Below are 19,774 nucleotides of genomic sequence, written 5' to 3'. Positions count from 1 at the left end.
TCCAGCTTCTTCCGTGAGATTACTTTGATCGGGAAAAGGTTGGAATCTTTCCCAAAAAAAATCACTCCACCAACATCTTCTCAAAGTACGCCTTCACCTTCTTCGCCTTGTCCGGCCCAACTACCTCGGCTAATTGCTCGGGGGTACTTTCGCGGATGGCCTTGATGCCCCGGAAATGTTTCAAAAGTACCGAGGCGGTTTTCTTGCCGATGCCCTCCACGTTTTCCAGTTCGCTCACCAAACTACCCCGGCTGCGTTTGTCGCGGTGATAAGAAATGGCGAAGCGGTGGGCTTCGTCGCGGGCCTGCTGAATGAGCTTCAATGATTCCGATTTTTTGTCGATGTAAAGCGGCAGCGAGTCACCGGGGAAATAAATTTCTTCCAACCGCTTCGCGATGCCGATAATGGGTACTTTGCCGTAGATCCCCAATTCCTTGAGAGCATCCACGGCGGCGCTGAGTTGCCCCTTACCGCCATCCACCACGATGAGGTCGGGGAGCGGCGATTCTTCGTTGAGCAGCCGGGCGTAGCGGCGGCCTACTACTTCCTTCATGGAGGCGAAGTCGTTGGCACCCGTCACAGTTTTAATTGTATAATGTCGGTAGTCTTTTTTGGAAGGCTTGGCGTCTTTAAAACACACCATCGCCGCCACGGGATTAGTACCCTGAATGTTGGAGTTGTCAAAACACTCGATGTGGCGGGGCAGGGATTTGAGTTGCAAATCGGCTTTAAGCTTGATCAGGACACGGTCTTTCTTGGATGTCGCGGCGGAGGCTTCGACGGCCCGGCGTTCCGCCTTTTCGCGGCGGAAGAACATGACGTTTTTCATCGACATGTCCAGCAGCTTTTTCTTATCGCCGATCTGCGGTACCACAATATTAATCTTCATATCAAGATCGGGCGTGACGTTGGAAATGAGTTCTTTGGCGTCGGAGCCGTATTTCTCATGCATTTCCAGGATAATCAGGGCCAGAATCTCTTCATCCTTTTCTTCGAGTTGTTTCTTGATGTCGAATGTCTGCGTAGCGACCACGTAGCCATTCTTGACTTTCATGTAGTTTAAGTAAGCGGCTTCTTCGTCCGAAATGACAGTCAGCACGTCCACATCACCGACGCGCGGGTTGACGACCGTGGCTTTGCTCTGAAAATTGTCCAGCAACTGAATTTTCGTCTTCCACTCATGCGCCTGTTCGAAGGCCATTTTCTCGGCAGCTTCCAGCATTTGATCTTTAAAGTACTGCTGCGGCACGGCCAGGTTTCCTTTCAGGATGTGGTTGATCTGGTCGATTTCAGCATCGTAATCCGCCATCGGCTGGCGACCTTCACAAGGGCCTTTGCAGTTGCCGAGGTGAAATTCCAGGCACACCTTGAACTTACCCGCCTCGATGTTCTCGGGCGTCAGATTAAGGTGACAGGAGCGGATCGTGTACAACTCTTTGAACATATCCAGCAGCGCGTACATGGCCCGCGAATTGGCGAAAGGGCCGAAGTAAGTACCCAGCCGACGGTCTACCCGCCGGACGGTAATCACGCGGGGGAACGGTTCGTGGGTGATGCAGATGAAGGGATACGTCTTATCGTCGCGCAGCAGGATATTGTACTTGGGTTGAAAACGCTTGATCAGCTGATTTTCCAGCAGCAGCGCATCCCATTCGGTGGGAACGATGGTGAATTCCAGCCGCCTGATCTGGCTCACGAGCCGCTTGGTTTTGCGGTCGTGCTGGTTGGTTTTGGCAAAATAACTCCCGACGCGGTTGCGCAGATCTTTGGCTTTACCTACATAAATCACCTCATCCTTCTCGTCGAAGTAGCGGTATACCCCCGGCTCATGCGGCACGCGGGCCAGTTCAGTTTTTGAATCAAATTTACTCAATGGGTATTGGACAGTGCGGGGTGCCCCGCAGCGATAATGAATAGGAACAGATTCGGCAAAATCCCTACGTACTTATTTTAACATAATATACAATAGTTCAATAGCTTGAAGCTTCAATAAGCCGGAAGGAAAACGAAACAGAGGGTTGTTTTTCTCTATTTACCGTAGAAAAACAACCGTACCAGATGAAAGGTTGCCTGCTCTACCAGCGCGAAGGCATTGCGCTGGGCGTCTTCGAGGGAGAGCGGACGGTCGATGACCGATACGGCGTATGTGATGCCCGTTTCTTTGATTTCTTCGGGCGAAAGGGCCAGCGTCCCACAGACTGCCGCTACGGGAACATTGTACCGCGCACACATATCGGCCACCCCAAGTACCAGCTTGCCGCTAAGCGTCTGACGATCCATTTTCCCTTCTCCCGTGATCACCAGGTCGGCATCACGAATCTGGCTTTCCAGCTGGGTTTGTTCAAAGACGATGGCCGCCCCCGATCTTAGCACCGCATTCAAAAACCACAGCACCCCTGCCCCCACTCCACCCGCCGCCCCTGCGCCAGGCATCTGACTAGTGTCGCGCCCGAAAGTTCTAGTAGCTATCTCAGACAGGTGGCAGAGGCCATTGTCCAACTTTTCAACTTGTTGTGGCGACGCACCTTTCTGCGGTCCGTAGATATACGCTGCGCCGTTTGCTCCGTACAAAGGGTTTGTCACGTCACAGGCGACAGTGATTCTCGTATCGGGTAGTTTGGGATGAATGCCGGAAGAATCAATGGATTGTATTTCGGCCAAACTACCACCCTGGGGAAATATTTCTTTTTTGTTTTTATCAAAAAAACGAAATCCCAATGCCGCTGCCATACCCGTGCCGGCATCGTTGGTTGCACTTCCTCCAATACCAAGGATAATGCTCTCGACTCCATGCTCTAGGGCATCAGCAATTAACTGCCCGGTGCCATAAGAAGTAGCCACCATTGGGTCACGCTCAGTTTCGTTGAGTAACCCCAGCCCCGATGCGGCAGCCATTTCGATGAAGGCGGTTCGCTTATCAGCAGAAAGTCCGTAGGCAGCCTCAATAGGACGTCTCAGTGGGTCCTGTGCCACAAGAGAAATATATTCTCCCCCGGAATTAAGTGTAAGAGCTTTGGCAAAACCCTCGCCGCCATCCGCCAGCGGAACCGACACCACTTCGGCCTCAGGAAAAGCCAGCCGGACACCGGAAGCCATCGCCGTACAGACCTCGTCCGTTTCCAGCGAGCCACGGAATTTGTCGGGAGCGAGGAGAATTTTCAAAAGCTATTGTCGGAATGTCGCGGGGCGGTTCGTGCCGACCGATTCAAAATTAAAACAATACCCCCTCGTCGTCAGACAGGGAAGGCGGGGTATAGGTATTGCTGCTATCAGTATATACGCCACCGCAATCGAGCCGGAAATTAACGGGTTTTTCAAATTTACTCTTGCGGTATTGTACCAGGGTGGGGTCAGCGTACACTTTTTGCATGTATAATCCCCAGGCAGGTAGTGCAATGCGACCGCCCTGTCCGTAAGCCATTGTGCGAAAGTGGGTGCTGCGGTCTTCACCACCCACCCAGATACCTGTCACCAGGTTGGACGTCATGCCCATGAACCAACCATCGGAGTAGTTGGAGGTAGTTCCTGTTTTTGCCGCGATTTCGTTGCCATCCGTCACACCGTAGCTGCGCAGCCGTCCGGCCGTTCCGCCGGGATCTTCCACGGCACCGCGCATAAGGTACAGCATGGTGTAGGCCATGTTTTCGCTCAATTCCTGGTTGGCTTTGGGGAAAAACTCCTGCAACAAATTACCAAAGCGATCTTCAATCCTCAAGATTGTCATGGGTTCAGTGCGGTGGCCGTTATTGGCGAAAGTACAGTAGGCACCCACCATTTCATACACCGATACGTCACTAATGCCCAGGCACAATGATGGCTTAGCATCCAGCTTGCTGGTGATGCCCAGCTTGTGGGCGTAGTCCACCACGGTAGTTGGCTTAACCTGTTTCATCAGATAAGCGCTCACCGAATTAACCGACTTTCCGATAGCCTGCCGCAACGAGAGTGAAGCGTAGGAATAACGCCCGTTGGCGTTCTTGGGCGTCCAGCCACCCGGTACACCGTCGGCCAGTGTGAATGTGACGGGGCGATCCACGACATGGTCGCAGGGCGTGAGGAAATTGCGATCGAGGGCCGAGACGTACACGAAAGGCTTAAAGGTCGAGCCCGGCTGCCGCGCGCTTTGCTTCACGTGGTCGTATTTGAAGTACCGAAAATCCACACCGCCCACCCAGGCTTTTACGTGGCCGTTGCGCGGGTCGGTGGAAACCATACCCGTATGCAGGAAGTGCTTGTAGTACTTAATGCTATCGATGGGGCTCATGGTCATCGTTTTCTCCCCGTCGTAGCTGAACACCTTCATTTTATAAGGCGTCCGCATGATTTTCCAGGCCTCTTCCTCCCCTACTTCTTTCTTCAGACTAATGAAACGCTGCGATACCCGCACGGCCCTTTCTACAAATCCTTGAATTTCCTTACCGTTCTGATCAATCCAGGGGTTGCGCCCCTTCCAATGCTCCATAAACAGCGCCTGCTGGGTTTTCATGTGCTCCCGTATCGCCTCTTCCATGTAGGTTTGCATCCGGGAATCTATTGTGGTGTAAATCCGCAAACCACTGGTGTACAGATCGTAATCCGTACCGTTGTCGTCGTTGTATTGGTTAACCCACTCTTTCAGGTACCCACGCATGGATTCCCGGAAGTAGGGTGCCGTACCCGTATTGTGGCTTTCGATGGTGAAGTTCAGGCTCAGGGGCTTTTCCTTAGCGATCGCGTATTTTTCCGCAGAAATAAATTCGTACTTCTGCATTTGGTCCAGGACTGTGTTACGGCGATTGAGGACGTTTTGCGGAAAACGGCGGGGATTGTACAGTGAAGGGTTTTGCAACATTCCAACCAGCAGGGCTGCTTCGTGAATATCGAGATCCCAGGTGTCTTTATTAAAATACGTGCGCGCTGCTACTTTCAGCCCGTAGGTGTTGTTACCGAACGACACCGTGTTCAGGTACATCATCATGATTTCCCGCTTGGTGTATTTCCTTTCCAGAATGACGGAAAGGATCCACTCCTTAGTCTTTACGATAACTGTGCGTACCAGCGGCACCTGGCCCAGTATGCCCGAGTACTTCTCAGAGCGAGTTTCAAAAAGGTTTTTGGCCACCTGCTGCGTCAGGGTACTTCCCCCACCTGAACCGGAATTACCCGTGACCACACCCTTCGCTACCCGAAATAAGGAACGCAGATCGATGCCGGAGTGCTTGACAAAGCGGGCATCCTCAGTGGCCAGCAGGGCTTTGACCAGATTGGGCGAAACCTGATCAAATTCCACGGGAGCGCGGTTCTCGAAAAAGTACTTGCCGATGGACTTGCCATCCTCCGAAATCAGTTCGGAGGCTACCTCGCTTTTCGGGTTTTCCAACGTTTTCAGGTCGGGCATTGGCCCGAACAACCAGAAAAAATTGAAGCTGACCGCCACGATATACAATATGAATAATCCCACGCCCAGCGCAGCAAACCGCCACAGCCGGATAATGGCCTTTTTATATTTACCTGAGTTTAATTCAAACATTAATGAATTCTGAAATTTATGAGTTAGGGGGAGATTCGTGCAATGTTGAGCCGGAATTTACCTGGCATTTCTGATTTGATTGTATTCCTTGTCTTTTCAGGCTGTTTGGCTCACAAAAACAAAGATACCGCTTTCCCAAAAAACATCACCGCCGGATCGAGGCACGACCCGTTACTTCAAGCATTTCCTGCACCCGTGGGAGGAGGGAACTATCGGGGTATAAGCGGATGAACTCGTTGATGGCTTGCAGGTAGTCGTCGCGGCCCCGGACTTTGCCTACCAGGAAAATCCGCAACAGCGCGAACTTATCCACCAGTGGGCTGTCCCGGTAGAGGGCCAGGGCGTTCTCGGTCTGGGCGAGGGCTTCGGTATAATTACCCGCCGAGTAAAGCCCGAACAACTTATCATATGCTTCATTCGCTGAACTGCCGGGAACACCGCCGCTTTTCCCGGCTGTTAACTCCTGATTCAGCAGCCTGGCGTAGGTTGAGTTCGGGAATTCGGCCAGAAGTTTTTCTTTCCAGAGCGGCCGATTTTTATCCCCCTCTTCCAGAGACAAATAGATCAGGTAATAAATTTCTTCGCGATAAGCGCTCTTGGGAAAATCCTTCAACAGCCGCGTGAAAGTTGATACTGCTTTTTCCGACTCTTTTAAATCAAAACGGTAAATCTTGCCTAAGTTGTACAACGCATCCTCTTCGCGCCGCTCGGAGGCAGTGAAATCCGCCCCGCTGATCGGCACATTTTTGCGCAGTTCATCACGCCGCGCCAGCCAGGCTACCGATCCATTCACCATGCCGGTTTCGGGAGTCAGTCCCGACGGCACTCCGGGTGGTGTCGTAGTGGCGGTAACCTCCGTACCGGGCGGCTTATTGCCCACGATCTGGGTACCCGTATTGAATGAGGCGTTTTCCTTGGTGGCCCGTCGCCAGTCGTCTTCCAGCGGTCGGCTACCCCACAAGCGACGGAACTCGACCTTTCCCTGATTAACCAGCAAGGGGTCGTACAACTCCCAGCGACGTTCGTTGCCGTTGATGAAAGGCGTCCCGATATCAGCAGCCGATGGGCGGCTGGATGCCTCCAATGCTTTCTGAGCTTCGGCCAGTAGTCGCTTTTTTTCATCTTCCTCAGCCTGTATGATCACATCCAGTTTACGATCAAGCGCTGCCGGGTTCATCTGCGCCAGGGCTTGCAGGCTGTCTTCAGTACGGACAATGGTCATTTGGGCAACAAACTCATCGAGGGCTTTTTTCCGGTCCGAGATGGTCTTAAATTGTTCGGTCTGTGGCGGCAGCGAAACGAGTGCACTGTCATAATACGCCTGAGCATTTTCATAGTTTTCCAGGCGGTCATAATTTATGCGGGCCAATTCCAGATAAGTATAAGGAATTCGCTCGACGTTAGCCCCCGCAGTCGTTACGGATTTTTGCAAATATTCAACAGCCTCGGGATAGCGGCCCCGGCGCTCAGCCAATAAACCCATCGTGTAGTAAATCCGATCCTGAAGGTCATTATTTTTACGGTCACGCAGCATCTTATCGAAACCCACGCTCGACAAGTCAACGTTTGGGTTGAGCAGCACCCGGTTTTGCAGCGAACTCATGTCGGCGTAGAAAGACAGGTCGTAGTCGGGCCGATTTTTACCCACCGCGCGATAGTGGTCTGCCGCCAGCGCATACTGATTGATGCGGTCATACAGCTGTCCGGCGGCAAAGTGCAGTCTGGCCTTTTCAGCTCCGCGTTTCAATAAAGGAAAAGCCTGCTCGAGAATGGCAACGGCTGTGAGGTACTCGCCCTGCCGCTGGTGAACGTAGGCTTTGGCCAAATAAAAATCGCGGGTCGCCTCTTTGTTGAGCGGCTGCTGACTGAGGTACTCAGCCACGTTGAGGGCGTTGGAATAATCCTGCTTCTGGGTATACGCCCGCATCAGCCATATGAGCGCTTTGTTCTTATCGTCTTCATCCCGACCATTGGTAAAAACATAACGCAACGCCTCCACGCCGTCGTCGAACTGGCCCAAATAAAGGCGATTCTTACCAATGAGAGTATAGCTGTCGTCCAGCCACTTACTATTCTGGTGGCGCTCGGCGACAATAGACGCTTTTTCAATGGCATTTTCCAGCTGCGGCCTGACGCTCATCGCCAGCGTGGAATCCAAAGGCAGCAGTATGGGCAGAATCTGATTGTAGTTTTCCTGATAAGCTTTCCGCATGGCCCGCTCGGCGATTTCAGTCTCGGTGCGGGCGATGTAGTAGGCGTTGTATTTGGCGGTGAGGTTGTTGAAAGCAACGCTACCGGGATTAGTACTATATTGCGAGCACCCCCACAGCACAACCACGGGCAACAGCAGAAAACTTCCGCGAGCTAAGTATGAATATAGTGTTTTCGGCACAAAGGAGGTCTTACTTAACAATAAACAGGGGTCAATTTTAGTGATAAAACGTCAAAGTTTCGTTATCCGTATTGAAAAGATGGGACAAAGGCGGTTCGCTGCTGCTTTTCAGAGTGATGAATGCACAAAGCGAGAAACATGTTCCGAGCATTATTCCACTTTCACAGGTTCTTTCCCTGCTTTGTCACGTTGTATCCTCATCGCTTTGCCTTTTCCTCAAAAATGAAAAACACCAATAATTACGCCAAATACTCAGGCCTTGCCTTTCAAATGTTGGGCACTATTGTCTTGTTCACGTACGGAGGCTATAAACTTGACGAGTGGCAGCAAAACAAAATTCCCGTCTGGACGCTGGTGTTGTCGCTCCTCTCCATTGCCGGGTCGTTATACCTATTTATAAAGTCGGCCACGAAAGAGTGAACACTACCTGGCCCATTTGCCGGGAAAGCCGTACCTTTGCCCTCGCAAAAAACGGGCGGGCGCGTCTGCTTACTCCATGCTTCGCAGTATACTACTAACTTTAGTTCTTGGAATTGCATTTTTCTTAGTCGAGCATTATGGCTACGGCTTCTATGTTCATCCCTGGGCTAAGTACATGATTCTGTTCTTCCTCGCGATTTCATTTCTGATTCATCGCCTGATGGAGTTCGGTTTCAGGAATAAAAGGGACAAATTCGTTGAATTTTACCTTTCGACGGTCGTGGCGAGGCTTTTGCTGTGCATCGCGTTTGTGGCAGTCGCCTTCTACTTTGGCGTCAATAACGCACCGATCTTTATCGCCAACTTTTTTGCACTCTATTTATTTTACACGATTTTTGAAATATACGGTTTATATCGTACCTTGCGCCGCGATTCGTGACCCCTGCGTACCTATGCTATTTATGTCGACACCCATTCGCCGTTTTTTATCCTACGTCTTCGTTGCTGCTTTATTGATTTCCAGCCCATTACGAAGCTTTGCCCAAGCCGACCACGATAGCGTGGCCGAAGAAGTCAACGCCGCCGAGCATGAACTAGAACACCGGCTGGAAGAGAACGAAGAAGACTTCAACATCGGTGAGATGATTATGCACCACATCGCCGATTCCCACGAATGGGAATTTGCTCACGGTGTCGTGCTGCCTTTGCCCGTCATTCTGTACTCACCCGACCGCGGTCTGGAAGTATTTATGTCTTCCAAATTCCATAACAACGACCACGAGTATCAGGGTTACCACCTTATTCACGGTGATTCGGAAGAAATCGTCCCAGCTGACGAAAGCCGTACCGTTTACGACCTTTCAATTACCAAGAATGTAGCGTCCATGCTGCTGAGTGCCATTATTCTGGTGCTGATCTTTGGTAGTGTAGCCAGCGCCTACAACAATCGCAAAGGCAAAGCACCGCGCGGTTTCCAGTCGGCCATGGAAGTACTGATACTTTTTATCCGTGACGAAGTAGTGAAGCCCAACATCGGCCCAAACTACCAGAAGTACCTTCCGTACATGTTGACGCTGTTCTTCTTCATCCTGGTCAATAACCTGCTGGGTCTGCTGCCCGGCGCTGCCAACGTGACGGGCAATATCGCCATCACCATGACGCTGGCTGTGATCACTTTTCTGATCGTCCACTTCAATTCCAACAAGCACTACTGGATGCACCTGGTGAAGCCTACCGGTGTGCCCCTGGCACTATTGCCGATCATGATTCCGGTCGAGATAGTCGGTGTGTTCATGAAACCTTTCTCGCTGATGATCCGGCTCTTCGCCAACATGACGGCGGGCCACATCATACTGCTGAGCTTATTTGGTCTGATCTTTATTTTTAAAAGCATTTTCGTAGCACCCGTTGTGTCGGCCTTTGCGCTGTTCATGAACTTTATCGAGATCATGGTAGCCTTCATTCAGGCATTCATTTTCACGCTGCTTTCGGCAATGTACATTGGTAGCGCCATCGAGGACAACCATGAGGCGGATCACGGCATGTGATTCCATAGTGTGATGGCCAATCAGTTATAATCACTATAATCTCAGTATCCGGTTTTTGCAATTCTTTTTTTCAATTCTATATATCTAAACAATCCAAATTATGTTACTCCAAATTTTGCTTCAAGCTGCTGAACAGAGTGGTGCAGGTCTAGCTGTTATGGGTGCCGGTATCGGTGCTGGTCTGGCGGCTATCGGTGCCGGTATGGGCATTGGTCGCATTGGTGGCAGCGCGATGGAAGGTATCGCCCGTCAGCCTGAGGCGGCTGGTCGTATCCAGACTGCGATGCTGATCATCGCGGCACTGATTGAGGCTGTGGCCCTGTTCGCCGCTGTAATTTGTCTGCTGATCTCTTTCAAGCTGTAAAAGATTAGCAAAGCACAATCCCGAACTGCTCACTTCCCCACGCATTAGGCTGCCGGAACAGGTTCAAAGTACTACCCCGCGGGAGCGATAGGCTCCCGCGGATTTTTGAAAAAAAGTAATTGAACATTTGAGTTGAATCGAAGATCGGAAGTAAGCGATACTCATTCATCAATCATCATTCATCATTTAAGAAATGTCACTACTTACCCCCGCCATCGGCCTGATTTTCTGGATGCTAGTCGTATTTTTACTTCTAGTGTGGATACTCCGTGCTTTTGCCTGGAAACCTATCATCAACGGTCTGAACGATCGTGAGCGCGAAATCCAGGGTGCACTGGACCTGGCCGAGCAAACCAAGGCTGAAATGGCCAAACTGAAGGCTGATAACGCCAACATGGTCGCTGAAGCCAACGCTGCCCGCGACAAAATCATTCGTGAAGCGAAGGAAGCCTCCGAGCGCATGGTGCAGGAAGCTAAGGATAAAGCTATTGCAGAAGGTCAGAAAATGATCGACAGTGCCCGCGAAACCATTCACAATGAACAGCAGGCTGCTATTTCCAAAATGAAGGAAGAAGTGGCTACTCTTTCGCTTCAGATCGCCGAAAAGGTGTTGCACCGCGAATTACAAGATAAGACCGCGCAGGAAAAACTAATTGCCGACCTGGCCTCGAGTGCCCGTTTGAACTAAGCAATCCACATTGGTTTGCCCGGCAAACACGCCTGCACTATCAACTGTCAACCATCAATTTTCCACTAAATAAATGTCAGTAGGAACCGTAGCCACCCGATACGCCAAGTCGCTCATCGAACTGGCCGAGGAAAGAAAAGTGGTAGAAACCGTATATCAGGACATGTTGTTGTTCCGGGATACGGCGAAGGCTAACCGTGGCCTGATGCTGGCTCTGAAAAGCCCGGTTGTTCGCCACGAAAAGAAATTGGGAATCCTGAATGCCATTTTCAAGGATAGGGTAGATCCTGTTTCATACTCTATTTTCGAGATCATCACTCGCAAAAATCGGGAATCTATTCTCGACGAAATTGCTACAGAATTCATTACCCAGTATAATTCATACAAAGGCATTCAGAAAGCCACGATTACGACCACAATTCCACTGAACACGGAGCTTCGGGAACAATTCAATAAGATTGTTGCGGATGCTACGGGCAAAACGGTGGAACTGGAAGAAAGAGTGGAGGAAAAACTCATCGGCGGCTATATATTACGTGTGGGTGATCGCCAGATTGATGCTTCCCTGAAAAGCCGCCTGAACGAGCTTAAACTCGAACTAATCGATTAAAGACTTTACTTTTTATCTTAATAGTTTGAAAGACTTTGCTGCATTGCGGCGAAGTCTTTTTTATTTGGTAGTTTGTTAAGCGATAGTTGTTTTGTAAGCTTAGAGTACCCGCGATGAACATTCTGGAAGAAACGCGTAAGGTCGATATTTTACAGGTCGTGCAGGGTTTGGGATTAAAAATTCATGAACACCGAAGAATTCTTTGTCCGTTTCACACGGAGAAAACTCCTTCACTTTATCTTTATCCCAACACAAATACGTACTACTGCTTTGGTTGCGGGCAGCACGGAGACGTAATTCATTTCTACGCAGGGTTCTGTCAATTGGAATACACGAAGGCCATGCACGAGTTGGCGTTTCACTACGTGCCGGGCTATGAGAGACGGGCTGTCCCTCCTCCACGAGAGTTCGCATCAAGACCCGAAATTTCTGCTGACCGCTTGCCCGATACGAAGGAGTATGAGTACCACGAAGTTCACACGGAAATTTATGAGACTTTTAAGGAATACTGCGATTCGCAGGCTGAGTCGGAGGTTTCGCAGCAATGCAGTGCGTACCTAAAAGAGCGGGGTTTTGCGGACTACACGCTTCGCAACTTCGGGATTTTTGTGGTGAAAGACTACCACAATGTCAACCACTACATGCGGACACGTTTTGCAGCGGCGGATTTGCGCGAGAGCGGACTTTACAACGAGAAAGACAACCTCGTGTTTTACAAACACCCGATTATCATTCCCTACTATCAAAAGGAGCGGATCGTATTCCTTCAAGGCCGTATTGTGGGTACTCCCACGGACCGGACGCCCCGGTACCAGTTTTTGGGCGGAGTACCCATTCCACTTTTCAACAGTGACCTTTTACCCAAAATAAAGACCGGGAAGATTGTGTACCTCACCGAAGGTGCTTTTGACTGCATCACGCTGGTACAGCAGGGAATGCCCGCTGTGAGCCTGGGTAGCGTGACGATGTTCAAAAAACAATGGGCCAAACTCTTTCGGCGGTTTGAAGTTTGCTTTTGGTTCGATAATGACGACGCCGGGCAAGCCGCCAAAAAGGCCTACCACGAAATATTTCACCAGGCGGGCCTCAGCACCCACGAGCGGGATGTTAAAGAGGGGTACAAAGATGTGAATGAGTATTTCACGAAGCGGGAGAAAAAGTAATGATGAGAGATGATTGATCAGTGATGAATTGCTCCACATCCGTATCAATCAACACGTTTCATTGAGTCAATACTGCCACCTAGACGAACCTTCCAGAGGTTGCCAGCTGTATTTGGGTTCGTAATGGTTCCAGATCAGGCGGGAGACGGTGCGCAGGAGCACGCGACCTTCGTTATCGGGCTGCCACCGGTCGTCAATCTGATTTTTTGTGGTAATGCAGAAGACGTAATCGCCGTGCGGAGCGTGAACCAACACCACCTCCGACTTGGCCTGATTGACGGCTCCATTTTTTGCGATCACCTGAATGGTTGGCGGGATTTGGGATAAACCATCTCCGTCCCAGAATTGCCGCCCCAGCAGGCGGTACATCCGCTCGCTTACGGCAGGGCTGATAATCTTACCGGCACGGATCATAGCAACGAGTTCGGCCATCTCCCGAGGGGTAGTTTGGCCCCAGCCGTAGGTTTTTTGCGCCTCCTGTCGGCCGGGCGTACGGGAATTGACGCGAGTATTTTCAAAACCGTAGGAGGCGAGCCATTCGTTGATCTTTTGCCCACCGCCCGCCAGGGACTGCATCCACAGGCTGCCTGTATTATCCGAGAGCGTTTCCATAAGCATCAGTACGTAAGGGAGCGGGATCTGCGCACTGTCACGCAACGACCCAACTACGCCGTCGTCATAATGCAGCGAATCACGGTACGTCAGAACTTGGTCATATTGGAGTTCCCCTTTGGATAACTTGTCAAATACGCCGCACAGAATAGGTACTTTCACCATGCTGGCGGTAGGGAAAATAGTATCGGCCCTGATCTCCACGATGCGGTTGGTACGCAAGTTCCGAACATAAACCCCAACCTCACCATGAAAGCCTTTCAAAGCGTCAGCTATTTTTTGGGTCAGGGCTTTGTCGGTGCGAGTACCTTCAATATTCAGGGGCTGAGCACGAAAATTGCCCATGTTTATGAGGCTAAAGATTAGCAGAAAAGCGTACTTTCTCATTGTTTAATTTGATGGGCAGAGCGCCTTGAAAAATAGTGTAAAGCTCAATATCCGTCTTGCATAGAAGAAAAGCGCGAACTACTATCAGAAACGATAACAGTCCGCGCTTTTTTACAGATTCAGCTTTTGTTTATTACTTGCCAGAACGGGTCCTGTGAATGACAAGGGGCACACAAATACCCACCGGGCAGCAATCGATGATTGCCGTGTCAGAGACCGTACAAGTTTTCTCACCTTTGGTTACCGAATAGGTGACTTCGTAATCACCGGCTGCCGTCACCAATGGATTTTGGGAATCGCTGGTAAAACCGGCAGGTCCCGTCCAGGCATAGGAAGAAACGACGCCTGCTTCCGGAGTGCCGGTTGCTGTTAACTGCGCCGATGTAATCGGGCATGAGAACGAGCCTCCCATCGCCCTAACTTTCGGCTTAAGAACGTCTACCTGGTACTTGACAAAGCCCTTGCAGTATGGTGAGGCATATTTAAAACAGGCATAAACGTAGTAAGTTTTAACGCTACCGGCTACTGCTGGAAAATCATTGGAGGCAACTGAGGCGAAGCCCCCCGATGGCTTTGCCGAACCCAGATAAGTTTTTCCATTGCCTTCGGCTGTATACGGATCGTCCACTTCGGAATCGAACCGCACCCAACCAATCTCCACTGGGGGCGGAGGATCGGTTTTTACAGAAAAATTGACACTTTCTCCTTCACAAATGGCTTTTAGGTCAGTGGGGGCAGGATCCGAGATCGTGAGACAGCACTCGGTCTCGTCTCTCGTAACAGTGACGCTATTCGATGCAATGCAATCGTTGAGGCTGTACTTTACCGTAACGGTATACACCCCGGCAATTGAAGCAAAAAAAGAGTCTGTGTCCCCGGGGTCATCCGCACCATTCGGAATAACCCAGTCGTAGTTAGCCCCTTCACTAGGCGTGGCTGATGCTGTAATTTTTATTGCATTTTGGTCGCAGCTGAGATCGCCTTCTTTATTCACCGAAACCACAGGAGCCTCTCCACAGCTGGTCGATGTGCAGATGACTTTAATATGGGCGGCTGACAATGACGATAAGTCGGTTGCCAGGTACGTGGCATTTTGGTAAACTACCTTGACGTCTATATCAGTGTTATCGGGTACAGATTCAGTTATGTACTTCCCCGTGTGATCAGTGGTAGTGGATGTGATCAGTTCGTCGGAGTTCTTCCTGAAAAATTTAACTTCCAAACCAGGCACCTGCAAGCCTTCACCTATATCGTAACTGCCATTTTGATTTTTGTCGCAATAAACATAGCCGCCTACACTAGCGGCCAAAGCTTGAAAATGGACCATTGTTACCAATCCCAGAGCCGCAAAAATGACTCTTGATAATCGACGCTGATAAAGCCCAAATTTTGAAAGCTTCATCCTTCCGCTCATCGACTCAGCATTGCTATCAGAGAAAATCGGAGTAGTGGTAGTTTCCATACTTAGCGCGTGATAGTAGTGTATCAGGTAGCCATCCTGGGTTTGAGGCTGTCCATGAGTTTTGTGTTGACAGTCCAATTTAAGGAAAATCCTCATATGAACCGACTGCAATGGCTCTTCTCGCTCTGTCACATACACAAAAGGGTAGTTTTAGCCATTAGTGCTACCGTCGCAAGCAATCATTCTTCACCCAGAAGATCAGGCCTTTTTGTTCGGGTGTTCGCCAGTGATTGCTGCATCCGCCACTTTTCGATGTTGGCTTCATGGCCCGACAGCAGCACCTCAGGGACGCCAACCCCTTCGAATTCAGCGGGTCGGGTATAAACGGGGGGCGCCAGAAGATCGTCCTGAAAAGAATCGGTAAGAGCGGATGTTTCATCGTTGAGAACACCGGGAATCAGCCTGATAATGGCATCAGCCAGAACCGCTGCCGCCAGCTCTCCCCCGGAAAGGACATAATCGCCGATGCTTATTTCCTTGGTCACAAAAAGATCGCGCACGCGTTGATCCACCCCCTTGTAATGTCCGCAAAGCAGGATCAGATTTTTTTTGAGTGAAAGGGAATTGACGGCTTTTTGGGCTAAACGCTCACCATCGGGAGTCAGGTAGATAACTTCGTCGTACGCCCGTTCTGCCAGCAGCGACCGAAGGCAACGGGCTATGGGTTCAACTTGAAGAACCATTCCCGCCCCACCACCAAACGCGTAATCGTCCACCTGCCTATTCTTTCCAGAGGCATAGTCGCGAATGTCATGCAGATGTACTTCTACAAGACCTTTGTCACTCGCCCTTTTCAGGATCGAATGGGCGAAAAAACTGTCCATCAACCGGGGGACAACCGATACGATATCAATCCTCATCGTCCCCGTCTTTCTCGTCGTCAGCCCCTCCGGTATAAACTTCCAGAAGCCCTTCAGGAAGGCTCACCAGTACTTGTTTTTTCTTCCGATCGGCTTTCAATACGATACCATCCACAATGGGTATCAATACTTCGCTCCCCTGGTAATCGAGCGCGATGAGGTTTTGGGTGGCTACCGAGTACACTTCCCTCACGGTACCTAATGCACCCAAATTTTCATCCAAAACTTCAAATCCCTGAATTTCATGGTAATAAAATCCTTCGTCATCCAGCTCTTCGAGGGTCTCGAGTGGCATGAACAATGACGTGCCAACCAGAGCCAGGGCTTTCTCCATCGTATCCACTCCTTCCAATTGAACGATGGACCGCCCCTTTTTCTGCAGATTGAAACTCTCAACAAAGTAAGGAATCAGGTCTCCCTTTATTTCTAAGAAAACGGATTCCAATTCTTCGTATTCCTCGGGATAGTCCACATCAAGGTGAAACACGAGTTGGCCCTTGGTACCGTGACTCTTCACGATATAGCCCAGTAAGTAGCAGTCGTCCTGTGTCAATTCGTTAATTTTTTTGACTATGAAACACTATCGTAAAACACCACGAGCCTGCGCGGAATACCGACAGGCTCGTGGAAATGGTCTTAATTTTGTTCGCTTTCGGAGAGGCCTCAGGCTTTCTTTTCTTCCTCGGAACCGTCTTCTTTGGCAGAGTCCTCTTCTTTGGAAGCCTCCAGTTTGTTTGCAGTTTCTTCAGCACTTTCGCTAACATCCTCCGTAACTTCCGCTACCTTCTCTGCTACCGCAATAGCGGCATCGGTGGCAGTTTCTTTCACTGAGTCAACTACGCCACTTGCTGCTTCGGATATTTTGTCGATGATAGACTCTGACTCCTTCGGAGCAGAATCTTCCTCTTTCTTATCCTCAGCCTTTGCAGCAGGTTCTTCAGCGGCCGGAGCAGCTTCTTCGGCTTTCGCGGCAGGCTCTTCAGCTACCGGAGCAGGAGCTTCCTCTGCCTTGGCAGCGGGCTCTTCCGCAACCGGGGTAGTTTCTTCAGCCTCGGCAACAACTTCTTCCGTGGCAGGAGTTTCTTCCTCAGCGGGTTCAGGAGCAGGTGGGGTATTCTTCTTAACAATCGCTTCGACACGAGCCTGATTTACTTTACGCTCTGCATCAAGCTTCTGGGCTTTTTCTGAAGATTTCTTCGTGCTGAGAGACTCAACCTTAGCGGCAGTTTTCTCGGCCTTCATATTTTTCCATTCTTCAAAACGTGCGTCAGCATCTTCCTGCGTCACCGCTCCTTTGATTACACCGACCTGCAAGTGCTTGCGAAGCATTACGCCTTCATGGTGCAATATCGAGCGGGCAGTGTCGGTAGGTTGAGCGCCTTTCAGCAACCAATCCACCGCCCGATCCGTTTGTAAATCTACTGATGCCGGATTCTTATTAGGATCGTAGGTACCAATCTTCTCGATAAAACGTCCGTCACGGGGAGCCCGGGCGTCCGCTATCACGATGTCGTACATCGCTAACTTTTTGCGTCCTCGACGCGCTAATCTAATTTTTACTGCCATTACAGTTGTATGGTTTTAAGTGAGGGATCTCGTCCCTGCGTTTCAAATAGGGTGCAAACTTAGCAATTTTTTATGGAGAAATATTTCATTTAACCAAAAAAAGAGCGAAACCAATCTGGTTTCGCTCTTTTCTATGAAAATATTTAAGAGATTACCTTCTGAACCCAGCTGGATAGGTTGACCGCAGGGTGTTGTTTGGCATAATCTTGATCTCAACACGACGGTTGGCCTGAAGCCCTTCGGGCGTTGTGTTCTCTGCCAGCGGGCGATACTCACCAAAGTACTCTACGAGCAGGCGGCTCGGATCAGACAAACCGGCCCGTAAAATGAAACGCTTGGCGGACTCCACGCGACGACGCGACAGGTTCATGTTGTAGCCATAAGATGCCCGGGCATCTGCATGTCCCACCAGTACGATGCGGCAGTTGGGACGCATGTTGAGCAGTTCGACCACTTTACGGAGCGTCTCTTCCGAGGCATTGCGGATCGTTGCCTTGTCGGTATCAAACTCAATGTTACTGAATAGGGCTTCGCACTCGTCCTTTGGAAGGTTGTTCTTGATGGCATCCATGATGTACTTATCGATGTCCATGGCTACGCCTCCGCCCGACACTACACTACCGGCAGGAGTGTTTGGCTCCTTATCGAAGAGGTCGGCTACGCCGTCACCATCGGAGTCGGTATAAAGGCGTGGATCGACGGGCTTAGGCATGTTTGCTTTTGCGATCGAGTCCGCATCATCCATCGTTGGATTATAAGGCAGCGGAATGAGTGATTTGGGATCAGCCCAACGCAAGTGGTAGCGACCGCTCGAAGCGTCATACTTACCGTCTTTTGACATTACAGCGTTCTTACCCAACTTATAGGTCAGTGCGATGGCACCGTATCCCCATTTGTCCAGCTCAGAATCGCCTTTGATGAACGTAAAGATGCCCGTAGAGGTTGCGTGGTTAGTCAGGCTACTGGCCGTAAGGTCGAGCTTCTCAGTCAATACATGGTTAATGGCAAAAGATAGTCCCAGGTCAATGCGGGGAGAAACCTCATAATGGATGTCCATGCCCAGGGGCACCACCCATTCACGGGTATAGATGGAGCCGTTGCGCTCCCAGGTTCCCGCCGTTTTGGAACTACCCTCAGTGTTGGAAGAAAGCAGAAGGGCACCGCTATTAAGATCGAAAACCTCAGTGTGATAATAGATGATACCAAAACCACCACGTGCGTCAAATTTCCAACGGCGCAGTTTATCCTGCCCAAACAGCAGACGGTTAATGTTCATGGTTCCATCCAGCGTTACCTGCACGAACGAGGGGCTCTCGAAGCGAAGATCACGCACATCACCCGTGATCTGGCTTTGGTAACCCAGCTTGGAGCCCTGCAACCAGCCATTCCAGGCCGTGATCTGAGTACCAAAAATAGGAGTTAACTGCTTATTGAGAGAAAGACCGAAACCACCGGTAAGTGACTCTCCTGGGCCACGCTTGAAATCATACTGCTTGAGGTCACCAAAGAAACGGGTAATACCACCGTAACCGGTAATGGACCAGGTGTTCATTTTGTTGGGGCCTTCGTAGCTGCGGTTCTGGGCAGAAGCAGACGAAAAGCACAACGCCGATAAGATTAGAGAAATGTAAAGGTTTTTCTTATTCATGGGAAACACCAGTTGATGTGATTCTAATAAAAGCCAAATTTTATAAAATTCTTTTTAAATAAAAAACCGAAAAAAAGCAAGCCTGTAAGCCGGGTTCTGTTTTCCGGCACGTGGCCGAAACTCCTATCATTTATCTCGAACTACGGTCACCCGCAGCCTCTAACGACCTACCCATGCCGACGTTCCGAACTAGCCGGAACCGAAGCGGGCCGCTTCTGGCCGGCACCTATTTGGTCTTTCAGTCCGTAAGGTTTACCTCGCTCCCCCTGTCACCAGCGGGACGGTGGGCCCTTACCCCACCTTTTCACCCTTACCCGAACATAAAAATTATGCCAGGCGGTATCTTTTCTGTGGCACTGGCTGTCGGCAGACCGTCACCCGTCTGCCGCCTTCCCGTTAGGAAGTACGGTGCCCTGCACTGCCCGGACTTTCCTCCCCGGTACTTCTACCGGAGCGATAGGACGGCTTACCCTGTTTCGGTTGGCGCAAAGCTAAGAAATACTTTGCATTGAAAGGCAGCCGGTCTGGCATTAATAGCAAAATTTA

At 50.4% G+C, this 19,774-nt stretch carries 17 protein-coding genes and 1 other RNA gene; 7 read left to right on the top strand and 11 right to left on the bottom strand.

Annotated elements, in window-relative coordinates:
• Window positions 1-61: 61 nt before the first annotated feature.
• The 4 genes from uvrC to porW form a co-directional block, all read right to left on the bottom strand.
• Complete coding sequence (uvrC, locus tag IE117_RS05450) at window positions 62-1,873, bottom strand: excinuclease ABC subunit UvrC (RefSeq protein ID WP_189563301.1); 1,812 nt, start codon at window positions 1,871-1,873, stop codon at window positions 62-64.
• 155 nt (window positions 1,874-2,028) lie between these two features.
• Window positions 2,029-3,162, bottom strand: coding sequence for a glycerate kinase (locus IE117_RS05445; RefSeq protein ID WP_189563300.1), 1,134 nt, complete (start codon window positions 3,160-3,162; stop codon window positions 2,029-2,031).
• Window positions 3,163-3,211: 49 nt separating this feature from the next.
• Window positions 3,212-5,509, bottom strand: coding sequence for a penicillin-binding protein 1A (locus tag IE117_RS05440; RefSeq protein WP_189563299.1), 2,298 nt, complete (start codon window positions 5,507-5,509; stop codon window positions 3,212-3,214).
• Between the two features lie 145 nt (window positions 5,510-5,654).
• Window positions 5,655-7,901: a type IX secretion system periplasmic lipoprotein PorW/SprE gene (gene porW / locus IE117_RS05435; RefSeq protein WP_189563298.1), complete on the bottom strand. Its 2,247-nt coding sequence runs from the start codon at window positions 7,899-7,901 to the stop codon at window positions 5,655-5,657.
• A 222-nt stretch (window positions 7,902-8,123) separates the two neighbouring features.
• On the opposite strand from porW, the gene IE117_RS05430 reads away from it, so the two are divergent.
• From IE117_RS05430 to IE117_RS05400, 7 genes are all read left to right on the top strand, one after another.
• Complete coding sequence (locus IE117_RS05430) at window positions 8,124-8,321, top strand: AtpZ/AtpI family protein (RefSeq protein ID WP_189563297.1); 198 nt, start codon at window positions 8,124-8,126, stop codon at window positions 8,319-8,321.
• A 76-nt stretch (window positions 8,322-8,397) separates the two neighbouring features.
• On the top strand, window positions 8,398-8,760 hold the full coding sequence (locus IE117_RS05425) for a hypothetical protein (protein ID WP_189563296.1): 363 nt from the start codon (window positions 8,398-8,400) through the stop codon (window positions 8,758-8,760).
• 22 nt (window positions 8,761-8,782) lie between these two features.
• Window positions 8,783-9,868, top strand: coding sequence for a F0F1 ATP synthase subunit A (gene atpB / locus IE117_RS05420; RefSeq protein WP_189563295.1), 1,086 nt, complete (start codon window positions 8,783-8,785; stop codon window positions 9,866-9,868).
• A gap of 100 nt (window positions 9,869-9,968) precedes the next feature.
• Entirely contained in the window at window positions 9,969-10,232 is a 264-nt protein-coding gene (atpE, locus tag IE117_RS05415) for an ATP synthase F0 subunit C (protein WP_189563294.1), read from the top strand.
• Between the two features lie 193 nt (window positions 10,233-10,425).
• Window positions 10,426-10,920 (top strand): F0F1 ATP synthase subunit B, encoded by a 495-nt coding sequence (atpF, locus tag IE117_RS05410; RefSeq protein WP_189563293.1) that lies wholly within the window; start codon window positions 10,426-10,428, stop codon window positions 10,918-10,920.
• 73 nt (window positions 10,921-10,993) lie between these two features.
• A complete protein-coding gene (atpH, locus tag IE117_RS05405) occupies window positions 10,994-11,530 on the top strand; it encodes an ATP synthase F1 subunit delta (protein ID WP_189563292.1) in 537 nt (178 codons plus the stop codon).
• 113 nt (window positions 11,531-11,643) lie between these two features.
• Window positions 11,644-12,693 carry a CHC2 zinc finger domain-containing protein gene (locus tag IE117_RS05400; RefSeq protein ID WP_189563291.1) on the top strand — a complete coding sequence of 350 codons (1,050 nt, stop codon included), beginning with the start codon at window positions 11,644-11,646 and terminating at the stop codon, window positions 12,691-12,693.
• Between the two features lie 66 nt (window positions 12,694-12,759).
• Here IE117_RS05400 and IE117_RS05395 read toward each other — a convergent pair whose 3' ends face one another.
• The 7 genes from IE117_RS05395 to rnpB form a co-directional block, all read right to left on the bottom strand.
• The gene (locus IE117_RS05395; RefSeq protein ID WP_189563290.1) at window positions 12,760-13,692 is read right to left on the bottom strand and encodes a serine hydrolase; all 933 of its coding nucleotides are present in this window, start codon (window positions 13,690-13,692) and stop codon (window positions 12,760-12,762) included.
• Between the two features lie 133 nt (window positions 13,693-13,825).
• Complete coding sequence (locus tag IE117_RS05390; RefSeq protein WP_189563289.1) at window positions 13,826-15,154, bottom strand: SdrD B-like domain-containing protein; 1,329 nt, start codon at window positions 15,152-15,154, stop codon at window positions 13,826-13,828.
• A gap of 179 nt (window positions 15,155-15,333) precedes the next feature.
• Window positions 15,334-16,014: a tRNA (guanosine(37)-N1)-methyltransferase TrmD gene (gene trmD, locus IE117_RS05385; protein ID WP_189563288.1), complete on the bottom strand. Its 681-nt coding sequence runs from the start codon at window positions 16,012-16,014 to the stop codon at window positions 15,334-15,336.
• Window positions 16,004-16,567: a ribosome maturation factor RimM gene (rimM, locus tag IE117_RS05380; protein ID WP_189563287.1), complete on the bottom strand. Its 564-nt coding sequence runs from the start codon at window positions 16,565-16,567 to the stop codon at window positions 16,004-16,006. Before rimM ends, trmD begins: the two co-directional genes overlap by 11 nt.
• 110 nt (window positions 16,568-16,677) lie before the next feature.
• Entirely contained in the window at window positions 16,678-17,580 is a 903-nt protein-coding gene (locus tag IE117_RS05375) for a 30S ribosomal protein S16 (RefSeq protein ID WP_189563286.1), read from the bottom strand.
• A gap of 151 nt (window positions 17,581-17,731) precedes the next feature.
• Window positions 17,732-19,228: an OmpA family protein gene (locus IE117_RS05370; protein ID WP_189563285.1), complete on the bottom strand. Its 1,497-nt coding sequence runs from the start codon at window positions 19,226-19,228 to the stop codon at window positions 17,732-17,734.
• 69 nt (window positions 19,229-19,297) lie between these two features.
• Window positions 19,298-19,701: RNase P RNA component class A (rnpB, locus tag IE117_RS05365), an RNA gene on the bottom strand.
• Window positions 19,702-19,774: the final 73 nt, after the last annotated feature.

Source organism: Persicitalea jodogahamensis, from assembly GCF_014651615.1.
In the GTDB taxonomy this organism is placed as follows: Bacteria; Bacteroidota; Bacteroidia; order Cytophagales; family Spirosomataceae; genus Persicitalea; species Persicitalea jodogahamensis.
The sequence above is the reverse complement of the archived record's forward strand: the minus strand, read 5'-3'. Positions and strand labels throughout refer to the sequence as shown.